The sequence below is a fragment of the Pantoea sp. Fr+CA_20 genome (genome assembly GCF_024520835.1).
GTDB classification, from domain to species: domain Bacteria; phylum Pseudomonadota; class Gammaproteobacteria; order Enterobacterales; family Enterobacteriaceae; genus Pantoea; species Pantoea allii.
The window spans coordinates 382,558-399,305 of sequence record NZ_JALNPN010000001.1; the positions used below are offsets into that span (position 1 = coordinate 382,558).

16 protein-coding genes are annotated in these 16,748 nt (G+C 55.8%); 6 read left to right on the forward strand and 10 right to left on the reverse strand.

Annotated elements, in window-relative coordinates; genetic code table 11:
- Positions 1-226 precede the first annotated feature (226 nt).
- Positions 227-1,327: an LPS export ABC transporter permease LptF gene (gene lptF / locus NR177_RS01755; RefSeq protein ID WP_063878194.1), complete on the forward strand. Its 1,101-nt coding sequence runs from the start codon at positions 227-229 to the stop codon at positions 1,325-1,327.
- Complete coding sequence (lptG, locus tag NR177_RS01760; protein WP_063878195.1) at positions 1,327-2,403, forward strand: LPS export ABC transporter permease LptG; 1,077 nt, start codon at positions 1,327-1,329, stop codon at positions 2,401-2,403. Before lptF ends, lptG begins: the two co-directional genes overlap by 1 nt.
- A 129-nt stretch (positions 2,404-2,532) precedes the next feature.
- On the opposite strand, the gene NR177_RS01765 is transcribed toward lptG, so the two are convergent.
- The gene (locus NR177_RS01765) at positions 2,533-3,162 is read right to left on the reverse strand and encodes an NADPH-dependent F420 reductase (protein ID WP_256852166.1); all 630 of its coding nucleotides are present in this window, start codon (positions 3,160-3,162) and stop codon (positions 2,533-2,535) included.
- A 103-nt stretch (positions 3,163-3,265) separates the two neighbouring features.
- Here NR177_RS01765 and NR177_RS01770 point away from each other — a divergent pair, with 103 nt between their 5' ends.
- Entirely contained in the window at positions 3,266-4,174 is a 909-nt protein-coding gene (locus tag NR177_RS01770; RefSeq protein WP_256852226.1) for a LysR family transcriptional regulator, read from the forward strand.
- 9 nt (positions 4,175-4,183) lie between these two features.
- Here the strand turns inward: NR177_RS01770 and NR177_RS01775 are convergent, their stop codons facing one another.
- The 7 genes from NR177_RS01775 to NR177_RS01805 all read right to left on the reverse strand — a co-directional run bounded on the left by NR177_RS01775 (position 4,184) and on the right by NR177_RS01805 (position 11,072).
- Positions 4,184-4,819: a Vat family streptogramin A O-acetyltransferase gene (locus NR177_RS01775; RefSeq protein WP_063878198.1), complete on the reverse strand. Its 636-nt coding sequence runs from the start codon at positions 4,817-4,819 to the stop codon at positions 4,184-4,186.
- A gap of 117 nt (positions 4,820-4,936) precedes the next feature.
- On the reverse strand, positions 4,937-6,046 hold the full coding sequence (locus NR177_RS01780) for a M20 family metallopeptidase (RefSeq protein WP_256852227.1): 1,110 nt from the start codon (positions 6,044-6,046) through the stop codon (positions 4,937-4,939).
- Positions 6,047-6,051: 5 nt separating this feature from the next.
- Entirely contained in the window at positions 6,052-6,807 is a 756-nt protein-coding gene (locus NR177_RS01785; RefSeq protein ID WP_145393469.1) for a glutamine amidotransferase, read from the reverse strand.
- 12 nt (positions 6,808-6,819) lie between these two features.
- Positions 6,820-7,899: a phosphotriesterase gene (locus NR177_RS01790; RefSeq protein ID WP_256852167.1), complete on the reverse strand. Its 1,080-nt coding sequence runs from the start codon at positions 7,897-7,899 to the stop codon at positions 6,820-6,822.
- 3 nt (positions 7,900-7,902) lie between these two features.
- Entirely contained in the window at positions 7,903-8,904 is a 1,002-nt protein-coding gene (locus tag NR177_RS01795) for an ABC transporter permease (RefSeq protein WP_162287594.1), read from the reverse strand.
- Positions 8,905-8,926: 22 nt separating this feature from the next.
- Positions 8,927-9,673 carry an ATP-binding cassette domain-containing protein gene (locus tag NR177_RS01800; protein ID WP_162287595.1) on the reverse strand — a complete coding sequence of 249 codons (747 nt, stop codon included), beginning with the start codon at positions 9,671-9,673 and terminating at the stop codon, positions 8,927-8,929.
- A 376-nt stretch (positions 9,674-10,049) separates the two neighbouring features.
- Positions 10,050-11,072 (reverse strand): LacI family DNA-binding transcriptional regulator, encoded by a 1,023-nt coding sequence (locus NR177_RS01805; RefSeq protein ID WP_218994798.1) that lies wholly within the window; start codon positions 11,070-11,072, stop codon positions 10,050-10,052.
- Positions 11,073-11,397: 325 nt separating this feature from the next.
- On the opposite strand from NR177_RS01805, the gene NR177_RS01810 reads away from it, so the two are divergent.
- Positions 11,398-12,348, forward strand: coding sequence for a substrate-binding domain-containing protein (locus tag NR177_RS01810; protein WP_063878204.1), 951 nt, complete (start codon positions 11,398-11,400; stop codon positions 12,346-12,348).
- Here the strand turns inward: NR177_RS01810 and NR177_RS01815 are convergent.
- Positions 12,341-13,222 carry a ribokinase gene (locus NR177_RS01815; RefSeq protein ID WP_256852168.1) on the reverse strand — a complete coding sequence of 294 codons (882 nt, stop codon included), beginning with the start codon at positions 13,220-13,222 and terminating at the stop codon, positions 12,341-12,343. The two genes, NR177_RS01810 and NR177_RS01815, sit on opposite strands and share 8 nt — an antisense overlap.
- 29 nt (positions 13,223-13,251) lie before the next feature.
- Between NR177_RS01815 and NR177_RS01820 the strand changes: the two genes are divergently transcribed.
- Positions 13,252-14,097, forward strand: coding sequence for a BtpA/SgcQ family protein (locus NR177_RS01820; RefSeq protein WP_063878206.1), 846 nt, complete (start codon positions 13,252-13,254; stop codon positions 14,095-14,097).
- A 621-nt stretch (positions 14,098-14,718) separates the two neighbouring features.
- Here NR177_RS01820 and NR177_RS01825 read toward each other — a convergent pair.
- Complete coding sequence (locus NR177_RS01825) at positions 14,719-16,008, reverse strand: DUF445 domain-containing protein (protein ID WP_218994802.1); 1,290 nt, start codon at positions 16,006-16,008, stop codon at positions 14,719-14,721.
- Positions 16,009-16,253: 245 nt separating this feature from the next.
- Between NR177_RS01825 and NR177_RS01830 the strand changes: the two genes are divergently transcribed.
- A complete protein-coding gene (locus NR177_RS01830) occupies positions 16,254-16,748 on the forward strand; it encodes a hypothetical protein (RefSeq protein ID WP_096011491.1) in 495 nt (164 codons plus the stop codon).

The window sequence follows — 16,748 nt, forward strand, 5'->3', positions numbered from 1 at the left end:
AGAATGTAGCGCGTTCGTGACCCATTTATTAAGCTAAGCAACATGACAGCGTGCTGCTGGAGGTCATAATGAATCAGGGTGACAAGATGTTGTTTTTTCATCACCCAAACGCGATTACCATACATTTCTAGCGTCGACGACGGCCATTTATGAAGAAAAATGGCTAATAAGCGTTGAAATTAGCGATTTTCCTGCAAAAAGACAAGTTTTCACAGGCGTATTAAGCGTGATCATTATTAGATATCTGGTTCGGGAAACGCTCAAAAGCCAGCTGGCTATCCTGTTTATCCTGTTGTTGATCTTCTTCTGTCAGAAGTTGGTGAGGATTTTAGGGGCCGCGGTGGATGGCGAAGTGCCGACAAACCTTGTTCTGACGCTGTTAGGACTTGGCGTGCCTGAAATGGCGCAACTTATTTTACCCCTAAGCCTGTTTCTGGCGATTTTGATGACGCTCGGGCGGCTGTATACGGAAAGTGAAATTACCGTAATGCACGCCTGCGGCCTGAGCAAGGCGGTGCTGGTCAAGGCGGCGATGGTGCTGATGCTGTTCACCTCGGTGGTGGCAGCGGTGAACGTCATCTGGCTGGGCCCCTGGTCGTCGCGCTATCAGGAACAGGTTACACAAAATGCCAAGGCCAATCCTGGTACTGCCGCACTGGCTGCGGGACAGTTCCAGACGTCCAGCGATGGCAGCGCCGTGCTGTTCCTTGAGAACGTTAAGGGCAATCAGTTTGGTCACGTCTTCCTGGCGCAGCTACGGCCGAAAGGCAATGCCCGACCTTCTGTGGTGCTGGCGGACAGCGGGCACATGGAACAAAAGAAAGACGGTTCACAGGTTGTGACCCTGGACAAAGGGACGCGCTTTGAGGGAACGGCGCTGCTGCGCGATTTCCGTATCACCGATTTCACCAACTATCAGGCCTACGTGGGCTATAAGCAGGCAATACTCGATCCTAACGATGTGGATCAGGCCACGTTCGGCACGCTGTTAGCCAACAAAACGCCAGAGTTTAAAGCCGAGCTCAACTGGCGCCTTACGTTGGTGTTTTCCGTGCTGGTGATGGCGTTGATGGTAGTGCCGCTCAGCGTGGTCAACCCGCGTCAGGGCCGCGTGCTCTCAATGTTGCCCGCGATGCTGTTGTATCTGATTTTCTTCCTGCTGCAGAGTTCGCTGCGCTCAAGCGGTGCCAAAGGCCGTCTTGATCCGGCCATCTGGATGTGGGTGGTGAATCTCAGTTATCTGACGCTGGCGATCTTGCTTAACCTGTGGGATACCGTGCCAATGCGTCGAATTCGTGCGCGCTTTACACGCGGAGGATCGGTCTGATGTTTCGCGTTCTCGATCGCTATATCGGTAAAACGATATTTAATACCATCCTGATGACGCTGTTTATGCTGGTTTCGCTGTCCGGCATTATCAAATTTGTCGATCAGCTGCGTAAAACCGGACAGGGTGCCTACAGCGCGCTGGATGCGGGCTATTACACCTTGCTGAGCGTGCCGAAAGATATTGAAATCTTCTTTCCGATGGCGGCCTTACTGGGGGCGCTGTTAGGTCTGGGTACGCTGGCGCAGCGGAGTGAACTGGTCGTCATGCAGGCAGCGGGCTTTACCCGTATGCAGGTCGCCCTGTCGGTCATGAAGACGGCAATTCCGCTGGTGCTGCTGACCATGGCTATCGGTGAGTTTGTTGCCCCACAGGGCGAGCAGATGGCGCGTAACTTCCGCGCTCAGCAGCTCTACGGTGGTGCGCTGGTGTCAACCCAGAGCGGCCTGTGGGCCAAAGATGGCAACAACTTTATCTATATTGAGCGCGTGAAAGGCGACAATGAAATCGACGGCGTCAGCATTTACAGCTTCAATGACGATCGCCGTTTACAGAGCGTCCGCTATGCCGCGACGGCCAAATGGGATAAAGACAAGAAGCTGTGGGTTCTGTCCCAGGTGGATGAGTCGAATCTGACCGATCCGAAACAAATTACCGGCTCACAGAGTCTGGGCGGGGAATGGAAAACGAATCTGACGCCAGACAAACTGGGCGTGGTGGCGCTGGACCCGGATGCGCTGTCGATTACCGGCCTCTATGATTACAGTAAATACCTGAAGCAAAGTGGGCAGGAAGCTGGCCGTTATCAGCTCAACATGTGGAGCAAAATCTTCCAGCCGCTGTCCGTGGCGGTCATGATGCTGATGGCGCTGTCGTTTATCTTTGGTCCGCTGCGTAGCGTCTCGATGGGCGTCCGCGTGGTCACCGGGATCAGCTTCGGCTTTCTGTTTTACGTGCTGGATCAGATTTTTGGTCCACTCAGCCTGGTCTACGGCCTGCCGCCCATTTTTGGCGCGATCCTGCCAAGCTTTGCCTTCTTTGCCATCAGTCTGTTTATGCTGATAAAACGGCGCTAAATGCTGACAGTCAGAAAGGCCGCGCGATGCGGCCTTTTTTTATGGGCGGGCAGACAATAAAACGTTATTTCAGGCTAAGGATGCCTGTCACAGACATAAGGTGCGATGCCCTGTCGCCCTGAACCTGTTTTAGCGACGGGAAGTGCCTGCCAGCGCGGCCTTCAGTTGAGCGCGTGTCATGCGTACGCAATATACTGGCGTCCCGCGTTCGAAACGCCAGCCTTCAGCTAACGGCCCCACATCGACCGGATCGAAGCCAAACGTGTCGTATAACGTAGCGACACGCTTTTTAGCCTGCTCATCATCCCCTGCCAACGGCAGTGCACGTCGGTTCGCATCGCCTGCGGGCAGCCCCTGAACCTCCAGGTCGGTCATCTGAATGGCATTAAACGCTTTTACGACGGTCGCGTCAGGGAACTGCTGGGCAAGTCTTTCGCTAGTGGTTAGCGTACCGTTATCCAGTTCTGCAATCTGTCCATCGCGCTCGGGATAGTAGTTTACCGCATCAATTATTAGCTTATTTTTTAGTCGTGATGATGGAAGCTGTGCCACAGCGTTAAGTGGCACGGCAATCACCACTATGTCGCTAAAGTCCGCCGCTTCCTCTACGGTGCCAGCTTCGCAGCCAATCATAGGTTTCAGGCTAAATAGCGTCTGCGGTCCGCGAGAGTTACTTAACATCACCTGATGGCCTGCCTGGGTTGCCAGTCTGGCGATCGCTCGTCCAACAAACCCTGCACCAATAATGCCGATTTTCATTATGTCGTCCTCCAGTATTGTCGATAGCACTCACGTTAATTAAAAATATTTGGTTGATAAATACGCAGTTAAGAGCAAGATAAACAACAAAAAGGAGGGAATGATGGACAGGCTTACCAGCATGAATGTTTTTGTCAAAGCCGCAGAGGCCGGCTCCTTTGCTGCGGCAGCCGAGCAGCTTCGACTCTCACCTCAAATGGTGGCAAAACATATCGCCAGCCTGGAAACGCGACTGGGCACGGTGCTGCTGAACCGCACGACGCGGCGGCAAAGTCTGACGGATGTTGGCCGTAATTATTACGAACGCTGCAAGGTTGTTCTGGCAGAGGCGGCAGAGGCCGACGCGATTGCCATGGAGATGAAAAGCACACCTTCAGGCACACTAAAGGTGAGCGCGCCCCTGACTTTCGGGGCGTTCACTCTGGCACCTTTTATTACCCGTTATCTGGCACGCTATACGGAAATTCAGGTTGACCTGGAACTTAGCGACCGCTTAGTTGAGCCGTTCGAAGAAGGGTACGAAGTAGTGATTCGTATTGGTGAATTAACGGACAGTTCATTAGTTGCGTATCCGCTTAAGCCTTATCGGTTGATTGCCTGCGCTTCGCCCACCTATCTGGCACGAATGGGCATGCCCGCAACGCCCGCAGACCTGATGGATCACGTGTGTTTGGTGTATGGCATCTGGTCACCGTCCATGCCTTGTCGTTGGCATTTTCAACGCGCTGGCAGGGTTGAGGAAGTAAAACCACAGGGTCGCTTCCGTTCTAATGACTGGAAGGCGCTGTTGCACGCAGCACTGGAAGGACATGGTGTGACGCTCGGCCCGGCCGATGTGCTGAATGAAGAGATCGAAAAAGGCCGACTTATACAGATTTTGCCTGAATACGATGGACCTGCGCGGCCAATGAATATGTTAATCCCCGCAGGTCGACGTCAGACGGTGAAAATTCGCAGTTTTGTTGATGCCATTAATCAGACATTTGGTCTGCACCGCAGCACAACGGACTGATTCCCGAGGCTACTTTTGGCACGCCAGCAGCGCCTCCACATCTCCCGACACAATCTGCTCAAGGTGCGCAGTAATCCATGCCGGTGATTGGTCCCACCACGCCAGCGACTCCAGTTGGGCCACGACCTCTGGGGCAAAGCGGGCACGGACGGGCTTCGCGGGATTACCGCCGACGACCGTGTAGGCTGGCACGTCCGAGGTGACGACGGAACGGGAAGCGATAATCGCGCCGTTACCTACCTTAACGCCGGGCATGATCAGCGCCTCATAGCCTATCCACACATCGTTACCGATCACCGTGTCGCCTTTGTAGGGCAGATCGCCTTCGCCCGGCATCACCTTTTCCCAGCCGTTGCCAAAGATCTGAAACGGGTACGTCGAGATGCCGGACACTTTGTGATTGGCCCCGTTCATTATGAATTGCGCACCTTTGGCAATGGCGCAAAACTTGCCAATAATCAGCTTGTCGCCAATGAAGGGGTAATGGTAAAGCACGTTACGCTCGAAGTTTTCCGCGTCCAGCGGATCGTCATAATAGGTGTAATCACCCACGATGATATTGGGATTGCGAAGGGTGTTCTTGATAAAACACACTTGTGGAAAGCCTGGCAATGGATGAGGATTTGCGGGGTTGGGTCCGTTCATAAAGGCTCCTTTTAGCTGACCTCAGGGTAGCGCTAGCGCGCGACGTTAAGGTGATGCGCTCACGTCTGCGGCGGCGACTTCATCAGCATAACACCCTTTCAGAAGAGTACCTGGTGGTCAGCTTATCCCGTCACAAATCAACGCACCATACAGCGTCTCCGCTTCCGTTAACCGGCTCAGCAGGCAATATTCATCGGTCTGATGCGCCATCGACGGCTCGCCGGGGCCAAGAATAATGCAGGGCGGATTGCCCAGCGCGGGCAACAGCAGTGAAGCATCGGTAAAGTAGGGCACAATCCGCGGCACCAGCGGTGCATCATGCAGTGGCTGGCATCGTTGATAAACTGCCTGAATCCATGCCTGATCGCCTTCACTCAGCACGGCAGGCAGATCCACCAGCGTGGAAACCGTCACACTTTCACCCAGTAAGGTGGTGAGCTGCTGGCGAATGGTGGCGTGCTCAAGATTGGGGGCGCTACGAATATCCACGTCGAACTGCGTGCGGTCAGGCACGGAGTTGATGTTGAGGCCACCAGAGATGCGCCCGACGTTGATCGTCGGCTGCTTCATCAGTGGATGCGGCACGCCGGGTGAGAAATGTTGAATTTTACCCAGCGCATCAGCCGCCAGGTAAATGGCATTAATGCCCAGCTCCGGCATCGCGCCGTGGGCGGTTTTCCCCCGGGTTTCACAGCGCAGCCACAGTGCGCCTTTGTGGCCGATAACCGGATAATTCGCGGTAGGTTCGCCCACGATAAGCGCCCCGACCTCGGGCAGCGTGGCGTTTTCGATGAGCGCCCGCGCCCCGTCGCAGCCGGTTTCTTCCCCGCCGGTGATCAGCAGGACAACGCCCGTACCCTGCCGAATCGCCTGTTGGTGCGTAACGCAGGCCACAGCAAAGGCGGCGACGGCCGCCTTCATATCGCTCGATCCCCTGCCATAGAGCCGATCGCCCGCGATCTCACCAAAAGCATCGTGTTGCCAGTCGGCATTGCCAAGCGGCACCGTATCCAGATGTCCGGTAAACGCCAGCGCAGGTCCGGCACGCTCGCCGGACATCCGGGCTATCAGGTTACGGCGGCCTTCACCGAAGGTAGACAGCGTGACCTCAAAGCCGTTTTCACCCAGCCAGTCGGCAAAAAACTGCATACAGGCCGCTTCGTTACCCGGCGGATTAATGGTATCAAAGCGAATCAGCTGTAACGCCAGATCCGCCGTGCGGGTGATCGTCATCAGTGGCGTACCGTTAACCAGTCGAGGCAGTTGATCCACAGCTGACGATAGCCCTGCCACTGGGAAAACTCCTGCGGCAGCCAGTGGGCCGACATATCGCTGGTCCACACCAGTGAGCGGCCCTGCTGATATTCGCGCACCGCCAGCAGTGGATGATCTGTGCCGGCGACGGTGGCCAGCAGCTTGCCTTCGGGATGCATTTCCACCTCGTTATAGCCAAGCAGCCACGGCCACTCGCCCGGCAAATCGGCAAACACCGCGTGGGATTCCGTCACGCTGGGATAGCAGCCTTCGGGCGTTTCAATCCGGTCGTCCCAGGCCAGGCAACGCACCGGCAGCACTTTTTCCACCGCGGTATTGCGATAGCGCGCGCCGCCATTGATGCCCTGGAAACTGAAGTAGCCGCCAATCATCATCAGGGCACCGCCCGCCGCCACATAATCGTGGATCAGCGTCAGGCGATTCGCCGTGCGTTGGCTCTTCAGCCAGGTATCCGGGTGCAGGAGCAACGTGTTTGCACCGATATCCGACAGAATGATGGCGTCCCACTGTTGCAGCCCCGCCAGGGTCAGCGGAAACGCCGTCGCCGCTGCATGGGCGGGCATATAGGTGATGGCATAATCACTGTCTGCCAGCGCCGCCATAAAGTCGGTCGCGCCGTTGTGCCAGGTGGCGGTCGCAAACTGATCGAAGCCTTTAACGTGTACGGATGTGCTGGTCCAGGATTCGCCGACCAGTAAAATGTTCTTCTGCATTACGCTTCTCCCTTACCCACCAAATACGCGCTGTGGGTTAGCAATCATTAAGGTTTCAAGTTGTTCGCCGCTGACGCCGTGGCGTTTCAGGCGCGGAACAAAATGTTTAAGGATGTAGCCATAGCCGTGGCCGCCGTAGCGGGTGAGCATGGTTTTCAGGAATACGTCCTGGGACAGCAAAATCTGCTCGATAAAGCCGTCATCAATCAGTTCGCGGATAGCGCGGGCGTTCTCTTCGTCGGACGGTGACTGGGCGGACTCATCGGCGTAGTAATAGCTCATGCCGATCATGTCGTATTCCAGAAACGCGCCGCGCTGGGCCAGTTCACGCTGATAGCGCTTGTCGGCAAAGCTGGGGTTCATATGGCACAGCACCACATGACGCAGATCGGCTCCTTCGTGTTCCAGGATATCCAGCACCTTGTGGCCCAGCCGTTCCCAGCCGGGCAGGTGAACTTCAATCGGCACCCGGGTTGCTGCACTGGCGCGGCCTGCTGCCCGCAGGGATTTCTCCTCGCTGGCGGTAAAGCGGCTGGACACGCCGATCTCGCCGATCAACCCGGCGAGTACGTCGGGTTTGTCTTCCCGGCCACCAAGGTCGTAAATCAGCTTGTCAGCCAGGTCCTCGATGCTGAGGGTTTTCACCCACTCCGGGTGCGAAGGTTCCAGGTACAGGCCGGTACTCATGATGATGTTCAGCCCGGTCAGACGCGCGATGCGCTGCAGGGCTTTCGGGTCGCGTCCGATGCCGATATTGGTCGGATCGACCACCGTTTCACCGCCGAGCGCACGGAATTTCATCAGCTCCTCAATCGCCAAATCCACATCAAACAGCTGACAGTTGTCGCGGCTGATTAACGGGTTGAGTGAGAGCTCGCCCAGGTTTTCCATGCTCACCGGCATGTCCGCGAGGTGGCGATCGCCACAGCAGCAGGGCGGTACCCACTTGCCGGACGCATCCAGCAGAATGTGTTCATGCATCAGCGTCACGCCCATTTCACCGATCGGCAGCGGCCCCAGCACCGTCATGACATAGCCACTGTGGATGCCGAGCGGCAGGGGATCGGGATGCCGAAAAATCGAGTGTTTCATCACCTATCCTTTTGCCGCCGCGCGGGTCGGATTGAGAATGCGGGTGTTCAGCCAGATCGCCAGCAGAATGATGGTGCCGGTGGCGATCTGGGTATAGAACGGGGAGATATGAGACAGGATCAGGCCATTCTGGATAATGGCGATCGACAGCGCGCCCAGCAGCGTGCCAATCACGGTGCCGAAGCCGCCGAACAGGCTGGTACTGCCCAGCACCACGGCCGCAATCACCTGTAACTCAAAGCCTTCGCCCTGGTTAGACGAACCGCTGCCCAGACGGGCGGTAATAATCATGCCCGCCAGCGCGGCGGCCATCCCGCTGATGATATACACCTTCATGGTCACAGCTTTGGTGTTAATCCCACTGCGGCGCGCGCCTTCGGCATTCGCCCCAATCGCCGTCACATAACGACCAAAACGCATATGGTTCAGCACGATATGGCCGACAATCAGCACCACAATGCCAATCAGTGCCGGCATCGGCACGCCCAGCACCTTAGCGCGGCCCATCAAGGCAAACAGGCTGTCGGCAGGGATGGGAATGGAGTAACCCTGGGTAATCAGCAGCGCCACGCCGCGCACCACGGCTAAAGTCGCCAGCGTGACGATAAAGGCGGGAATGCCTTCATAGGCGATAAAGAACCCGTTGATGGCACCGACCAGCGCGCCCAGCAGCAGGCCACCCAGCAACACGACCGGCCAGGGCAGTCCCCAGCTATTCAGTGCGATAGCCGACAGTGCACCGACCAGCGCCAGCGTCGATCCCACGGAAAGATCGATCCCGCCGGTGGTGATCACCAGCGTCATGGCCGTGGCCACGATCAGCAAGGGCGCACTCTGGCGAATAATATTGAGCCAGTTGGCACTGCTGAGAAAGTTGCCGGTGATCAGGGAAAACACCACGCAACAGAACACAAAAAACAGCGCGATGCTGACCACGCCAGAGTGGTTGTGCAGCAGGCGACGCGGCAACGAGTGTTGGGCCATACGGGAACCGCTCAGATTCATGATAGTCATCCTGTTACCTCGCTCAGTGCGTCGCCGCAGAGCGGGCGACAAATTTTTCGCCCACGATCAGATTGACGATCTCGCTCAGGTCGGTGTCCGCCACCCGGCGATCTGCCACGTTCGTGCCTTCGTACATCACCATGATCCGGTCGCAGACCAGGAACAGATCCTGTAAGCGATGGGTAATCAGGATCACGCTGACGCCGCGCGCCGACACCCGACGAATCAGTTCCAGCACCGCTTCGACTTCGGCCACGGCCAGCGCCGCAGTGGGTTCATCCATGATCAAGACTTTGGGATCAAAGGCGGCCGCGCGGGCGATGGCGATAGCCTGGCGTTGTCCGCCAGACAGATTGCGCACCAGCAAACGCGTGTCGGGAATGGAGATGCCCAGACCTTTCAGCATTTCCCGCGCATCGGTATGCATTTTTTCCTGATCGAGAAAGGGGATGCCGAGGATCGATTTCATCGGCTCGCGTCCCATAAACAGGTTGCCTGCCACATCGACCGTGTCGCACAACGACAGATCCTGATAAACCATTTCGATATGGCAACGGCGTGAATCCGCAGGATTACTGAAATGCTGCGGTTCTCCATCAATACGAATCGTGCCGCTGGTGGGCACCACCGCGCCAGACAGCACCTTGGTCAGCGTGGACTTGCCCGCGCCGTTATCGCCCACCAGACCCAGCACTTCGCCAGGCGCCAGCTGTAAATTGACGCCGCGCAGGGAACGTATCGCGCCGTAGGTTTTGGTGATATTCACCATCTCTACCCGTGCCGGGGCAGTATGTAATTGCTGCATTCGATAACTCCCATCACCACTCACGGGAAAAGCTGAACGGAGGTAAAAAAGCGTTATCCTGCACGGTTTACGCCCTTGTAAACCGGTTTACCTGCCAGATAAAGCCTTTATGCATAACCTCTGAACAACCGCTGTAACGATATTTGCTTGCCAGATACGCTATTGCAGCATCCGTGCCAGCCTGCAACACAGGCATTACACACGCGGTTTAACCATTTGTTTTTAAACACGTTTAAATGTTAATTTCTGGTAAACCGGTTTACTAACTATAACGCTGAGAAATTAAAAAGCTCGTTATTTGCGCTAAAATTGTGCGCTTTTGCGCCATTTTGGGACGCAGTTAGCAAATTTGTATGGAATCACGCGCCACCCATTCCACCGCAAGACGGGTTTCGGCGGGGATATCGGCTTCGTCATTCAGGATGCGCAGCATGATGTTAACCGCGGTCTGGCCAAGTTCCCGGGCGGGCTGGCGAATGGTGGAAATGCGGGGTTGGGTAAAATCGGCATAGGTGGCGTCGTCGAATCCCACCAGCGACAGCGCCTCGGGAGCCCGCAGCCCGCGCGCGCGCAGGCCATCCAGCAAGCCCAGCACCAGGTAATCACTGGCGGCAAACACGGCGGTCGGGCGGTGCGTCCGGCTGAACAGATGCTGAAGCGCCTGTTCACCAAAGGTGCGCTGGTATTCGCCGTACATCACCCATTCGGGCGGAACGTCCAGACCTGCCTGCTTCATGGCGGTGCAGAAACCCTGATAGCGTTCGCGCACGCTCATCAGTTCATCCGGCCCGCCCACAAACGCGATGTGACGATGACCGGCAGCGATCAGTTTTTCGGTGGCAATACGACCGCCCTGCACGTTATCGGCAAAGACTTTTGGCACCAGGCTGCCGGGAATATCTTCATCCAGCAGCACAATGCGCTGATGGCGGTTAATTTCCTTACGCAGCAGTCCGTTATCCGGGTGGTTGGTGGTAAACAGCAGGCCATCCACCTGGCAGGTATCCAGCCAGCGAATAAACTGGCTTTCTTTGCCGGGATGGTTGCGGGTGAGGCACAGCACCAGGCTGTAGCCGTGGGCCGAAGCGGCTTCTTCCGCCGCGTCCGCCAGTTCGGCGAAGAAGGGGTTGGTGATATCGGGCAGCACCAGGCCTAAGGTTTCACTGCCGCCTTTGCTCAGACGGCGTGCCAGGCTGTTGCCACGATAATCCAGTTGGCGAATGGCGGCTTCGATACGGTCGATGGTGTCCTGCGGCAGCATAATGCTTTGATTCATATAGCGGGATACGGTCGCTTTTGACAGCCCGGCCAGCGTCGCTACGTCGGATAACAGCACCCGTTTTTTGATCATATCCACAGCCATGTTGCCCAGAATCGGCTATCTGTAACACAGTTACGCGCAACGGATACAGTATTTTTGAGCCAGACCAGGCGATAAAATAATCGCTTGACAAAATCTGAGCGGAAGAGAATGGTAGAGTCAGTTTACCGCATTACCCGGGAGTCACTCCCAAACCGGCTTAACCCGTTTCAGGTGTTCACCATAATGGACAGTGAACAGAAATGACGTTATTCAGGTTCAGGCTGAATAAGCCCTTCCTACGATATTTGCCCGCCAACAATAATCCCTCTGCATTTCGATGCGGAGATCGACTGGTTATCGCGTATTCCCGACGAGGAATTTTATGATGATGTCATTTAACACCAGAAAATTGCGTTCTGTTGCGCTGGCAACGGGCTTACTGGCAGCGGGTTCTGTTTTTTCTTTGGCTCACGCAGCACCGACTTATGCGCTGGTACAGATTAACCAGCAGGCCCTGTTTTTTAATCAGATGAATAAGGGCGCACAGGAGGCGGCGAAAGCCAGCGGTAAAGAAGTAGTGATTTTTAACGCCAACGATAATCCCGTATCGCAAAACGACGCCATTGAAAATTATATTCAGCAGGGCGTAAAGGGCATTATGGTGGACGCGATTGATGTGAACGGCATCATGCCTGCAATTAAAGAAGCGGCTGCCGCAAAAATTCCGGTAATCGCGATTGATGCGGTATTACCGGCTGGTCCACAGGCGGCGCAGGTGGGCGTGGATAATCTGGAAGGCGGTAAGATTATCGGTAAATATTTTGTCGACTATGTGGCAAAAAATATGGGCGGCAAAGCGCGGCTGGGGATTGTGGGGGCACTGAATTCTGCGGTCCAAAACCAACGTCAAAAAGGCTTTGAAGACACCATCAAGAGCAATCCTGGCATCACCGTGGCCGATGTGGTTGACGGCCAGAACGTGCAGGATAACGCGATGACGGCGGCTGAGAACCTGATCACCGGGAACCCGGACTTAACAGCCATTTATGCCACCGGCGAACCGGCCTTACTGGGGGCGATTGCGGCCGTGGAGAACCAGGGACGCCAGAAAGACATCAAGGTGTTCGGCTGGGATCTGACCTCAAAGGCTATCACCGGCATTGATAACGGTTACGTCACGGCGGTGTTGCAGCAGGACCCGAAAAAAATGGGGGAAGAAGCCGTGAAGGCGCTGAACCAGATTACCGCAGGCAAAAGCGTACCCAAAACCATACTGGTACCGGCCACGGTCGTGACCAAAGCTAACGTCGACAGCTACCGCGCGATGTTTAAGTAACCGATGCCTCGCCGCCTGCACGCAGCAGCGCGGCGAGTTCGTTGACGGAGGGGAAGGCGCTTAGCGTGCCACGGCGACTCACCGTTATGGCGGCGGCGTGGCTGGCATGAGTAAGTGCTAACTTATCTGTCTGAACCTGACGGATGAGCGCCGACGCCAGCATCACCGCAAGAAAGGTATCGCCTGCGCCGGTGGTATCCAGCGCCTGAACGTGCTGGGCCGGGCAAAACGTACGTTGGGTGCCCTGAATCAGCCAGGCACCGGCGCTACCGTGAGTAACCACTAACGTTTTGACCGCTTCAGGCTGCAACTGCCGGGCTTCGTGCTGATTCACCACGGCAATATCCACCAGCGGCCAGCAGGCACTAAATCCGGCATGGACTGGCGAAGGATTAAATACGGTGATCAGGCCACGCGATTTCGCCAGCCGGAACAGCGCATGGGTTTTCTCTGGCGAGAAATTGCCCTGTTGTAGCAGCATATCGCCCGGACGAGCCGCCGCCAGATGGCTGACGATCGTGTCGAGGCTCAGCGCCTCGGCGGCCCCGGTACTGGTAATAATGGCGTTGTCACCGTCCGCGCTGTTTAAAATAAGCGAGGTATCGCTAAAGGGGTGAACAGGTTCAGCCGGCAGCAAATAAAGCGGCTCCTGCGTGAGCTGCTGGCGAATCCATATTCCATTACTGTCTTGTCCCGTTGCGGCAATTAAATGGGTTTCAATGCCGCAGCGGGATAACAGAATGGCCTGATTCGCGCCTTTGCCGCCGATATCCTGCGACATTTTATTTCCATGAATGGATGCGCCCTTTAGCGGAATATCGGCAATGGACCAGGTTTCATCGACAGTGATATTTCCGGCCACATACACACGCATAGTGTTTCCCTGAACAGGATGAAGAAAAGATGGTTGCTATATCAGCAGGAAAAAATGATGCAATACAAGCGATATTTTCCCGCCCAAAAGCGGTGATTGGCGTTATTCACTGTGACCCGTTTCCCGGTGCGCCACAATATCGGGGGAAACCGGTTAAGGCGATAATTGAGCGTGCCCTGCGCGATGCGGAAAATTATATTTGCGGTGGCGTTCATGGCCTGATCATTGAAAACCACGGCGATATTCCGTTTTCAAAACCCGAGGATATTGGCCCGGAAACGTCCGCCCTGATGGCGGTCATCACGGAAAAAGTGCGTGAACGTTTCGGTGTGCCATTGGGGATTAACGTATTAGCCAATGCGGCACTGCCGGCCTTTGCCACCGCGCTGGCGGGCGGAGCCGATTTTATCCGCGTTAATCAGTGGGCCAACGCCTACATCGCCAACGAAGGCTTTATAGAAGGCGCTGCCGCCAAAGCCCTGCGCTATCGCAGCCAGCTGCGCGCCGAGCATATCCGGGTGTTTGCCGACAGCCACGTCAAACACGGCAGCCATGCAATTGTGGCCGACCGCTCTATCCAGGAGCTGACGCGCGATGTCGACTTCTTTGACGCGGACGCGGTGATCGCCACCGGACAGCGCACCGGCGACAGCGCCACTCTGGACGAGATTGACGACATTCGTGCCGCCACCGCCTTGCCGCTGCTGGTGGGCTCGGGCGTGACGCCAGCCAATGTCTGCCAGATTCTGGGCCGCACCCAGGGCGTGATTGTGGCCAGCGCGCTCAAGGTGGATGGCGTGTGGTGGAACGATGTGGATCTGGAAAGGGTGAAACACTTTATGGCCGTGGCGCAGGCGGCGCTGGATAAGGCGTAGCCGCCGTTTAGCGCCAGCCACAGACAACAAAAAACCCCGCTGGTGAGGCGAGGTTTTTTGTTTACATCAGCACGGTTAAGTGCGGTGCACACCATGCAGTATCAACGTTTTGAAATATACGAACAAATCCGCTATAGCGCAAGTGGGTGAGGTTTTATTGTTCGTTCTTCCTTAGCCGTTATGCGGCAGCGCTCGTAATAACGGGTCTTAACGCTTTGTCTATAAAGTTATTTTGTTATGCTTTTCCACGTTGATAGTGATGTGCTCTGAGGCCGCACCGGGTTGTGAAAGCGGCATTCCATGACAGACAAGTCCTGGCTGAAACGGGTGGTGCCGTCAGTGCCTTAACCTCCTGGGGCACATCATGCAGTATCAACCTGATCAGCCTGTCACAGGCAGCGGAAAGGTACGCAGGCTGAAAGTGCTCCTGACCACAGGAGTCAGCGTATGAGATGGATAGAAATCGCACGCGTATTTCTGAAGCTCATGGTTGCGCTACTGCAACTGCTTGAAATTATCGTGAAGACCTTCAGGTAAATCACGTTCAGGCCGCACCTAAGGGAGGTGATATTCACCTCCCTTTAACAATGCGGTTGAAAAGAGGAACAGCGCCGTTGTAACTCAGGCCAGCCAGCCTTTTACCACCGGCAGCACCGCCGGAATCTGCGACAGCAGGTAGAGAATCAGGCCGATGGTGCCGCCCACCAGCGTCCCGTTGATGCGGATAAACTGCAGGTCTTTACCGATGTTGAGTTCGATCTGTTGGGACATATCACGGGCATCCCAGCTTTTCACGGTGTCGCTGATATGGCGCGTCAGAAAGCCGGCAAACTCAGGCGCGACGCTGCGGGCGGCGTCTTCCAGATGCTGATTCATGGAGCTGCGCAGTCCTTCGTCGGCGGCCAGGGTTTCACCCAGCCACAGCGCCGCCAGACGGACTTTGTCCTGCACTTTTGAATCGTCGCTGCTCAGATCGGCTTTCAGCCAGTTACGCAGATCACCCCAGAGTTCACCGATATAGCGGTTGAGCGTGGGATCGTCTTTTAACCAGCCTTTGATCACCTCTGCGCGCTCGGCCATTTCGGGATCGTTTTTAAGCTTCTCAATCAAACGATCCACCGCACGGTTAAAACCCAGACGCAGCTCATGGCCCTGATCCAGCGCCACATCGTCCAGCAGGGAGTCCACCGCATTGGCCACCAGCTCTGCGCTGTGCTCGCCCAGCCATTCAGTTGGCAACATTTTGGCTTTGATAGGATGTTCACGCTTCAGCCAGCGCACCAGCTGGCTGGCGATAAACTCCCGGGTGCTGGGTTTATGCAGCAGGCGCAGCAGCTGATCCACCGCCGCATCCAGCAGTTCCTGATGACGGTTGTTTTTGGTCAGGCTTTCCAGCATCAGCGCGCCACTCTGACTGAGATCGACTTTATCGATCGCCTTGTGCACTGCCCGGCGGATAAAGTGCTGAATCCGGGCGTCATCTGTCAGATCAAGAAAGCCACGCATCACCTGTAACAGATGGCGGCCGATCCGATCGGCATTGCCGGGGGCGCTCAGCCAGGAAGCTAACATCTGAGAAGGATCGTGACGGCGGATCAGGTTCAGCAGCGAATCGGTATCCAGAAACTTTTCCTGCACGAAGCGGCCAAGATTTTCCCCGATACGATCTTTATTCCGCGGGATGATCGCCGTATGACGGGCGATAAAGGGCACCGGCACGCGCCGAAACAGCGCGACCACCGCAAACCAGTCGGCCAGCGCACCGACCATCGCGGCTTCGGCAATGGCTTTGATGCCGCTAACGTAAAAGTTGGGCGGCAGAAACAGGGTGACCACAAAGGTGGCGGCGGCAAGCAGCAGCAGCGACAGCGCCAGACGTTTCGTCCGTTTTAGTTCGAGTTGTTTATCCATATCCTGATCTTAGCAGCTTGCCTGATAAGTAAGTGAAAAATGCCCGACTGCGCCCGTGCGCCACAGGTCAGAATGGTACTGAATCCTACCCTGTTATTCGGCGAACGCTCCCCGAATCGGACTGTTCCTAAAACTAATCACCGTGAAAATTACCACTCTGATAAACAGTTACGCCAGGGTACATTTCGGGTGCAGTCTCAATACGTTGACGCATCTTATCCATGGAACCAGACCAGGAGAATCACGTGAAAGCAATCGCAACGGCAACCGCAAGTCTGTTGATGTTAATGAGTGGCGTGACCGCGCAGGCAGAAGGGCTCACCACCTCGGCGGATGGTAAAAACCTGACCGTCAGCTTCGGCCAGCCCACCATCAAGCAGGTGCTGCACTACCGTAAAATGTACGACAAAAAACCCTTCCCCGATGCCGAGATTTATTACTACGACAACGGCACCTATAAAATCATCTCGCAGGGCGAAAACCACTACGGCGTTTACGTGATGCAGGGTAAGTTCGATGATGAGACCTTTACCGTGCGCTTTATCTCACTGCCGTCCACTGACTGGGGTAATAAAACCGCCTTCCACCAGTTAACCTTTGTGCGCGGCGACAAGCAGAACGTGTTTATTCAGAACGCGATTGTGGATACCGGCGAGGCGATAGCCCAGCAGAACGGCACTTACACGCAGGAAAAGAACACCGTGACCAATCCGGTGTCCACCAGCTGGAAACACAAGTAA

Excerpts from the sequence above, each read along its gene's own strand:
- NR177_RS01815 (WP_256852168.1), bottom strand. The coding sequence starts at position 13,222 with ATGCGTGTGTATGTGGCCGGAAATATCACTGTCGATGAAACCTGGTCC.
- NR177_RS01825 (WP_218994802.1), bottom strand. The coding sequence starts at position 16,008 with ATGGATAAACAACTCGAACTAAAACGGACGAAACGTCTGGCGCTGTCG.
- lptG (WP_063878195.1), top strand. The coding sequence starts at position 1,327 with ATGTTTCGCGTTCTCGATCGCTATATCGGTAAAACGATATTTAATACC.
- NR177_RS01770 (WP_256852226.1), top strand. The coding sequence starts at position 3,266 with ATGGACAGGCTTACCAGCATGAATGTTTTTGTCAAAGCCGCAGAGGCC.
- NR177_RS01795 (WP_162287594.1), bottom strand. The coding sequence starts at position 8,904 with ATGAATCTGAGCGGTTCCCGTATGGCCCAACACTCGTTGCCGCGTCGC.
- NR177_RS01820 (WP_063878206.1), top strand. The coding sequence starts at position 13,252 with ATGGTTGCTATATCAGCAGGAAAAAATGATGCAATACAAGCGATATTT.
- NR177_RS01785 (WP_145393469.1), bottom strand. The coding sequence starts at position 6,807 with ATGCAGAAGAACATTTTACTGGTCGGCGAATCCTGGACCAGCACATCC.
- NR177_RS01810 (WP_063878204.1), top strand. The coding sequence starts at position 11,398 with ATGATGTCATTTAACACCAGAAAATTGCGTTCTGTTGCGCTGGCAACG.
- NR177_RS01765 (WP_256852166.1), bottom strand. The coding sequence starts at position 3,162 with ATGAAAATCGGCATTATTGGTGCAGGGTTTGTTGGACGAGCGATCGCC.
- NR177_RS01800 (WP_162287595.1), bottom strand. The coding sequence starts at position 9,673 with ATGGTGAATATCACCAAAACCTACGGCGCGATACGTTCCCTGCGCGGC.
- NR177_RS01775 (WP_063878198.1), bottom strand. The coding sequence starts at position 4,819 with ATGAACGGACCCAACCCCGCAAATCCTCATCCATTGCCAGGCTTTCCA.
- NR177_RS01805 (WP_218994798.1), bottom strand. The coding sequence starts at position 11,072 with ATGGCTGTGGATATGATCAAAAAACGGGTGCTGTTATCCGACGTAGCG.
- NR177_RS01790 (WP_256852167.1), bottom strand. The coding sequence starts at position 7,899 with ATGAAACACTCGATTTTTCGGCATCCCGATCCCCTGCCGCTCGGCATC.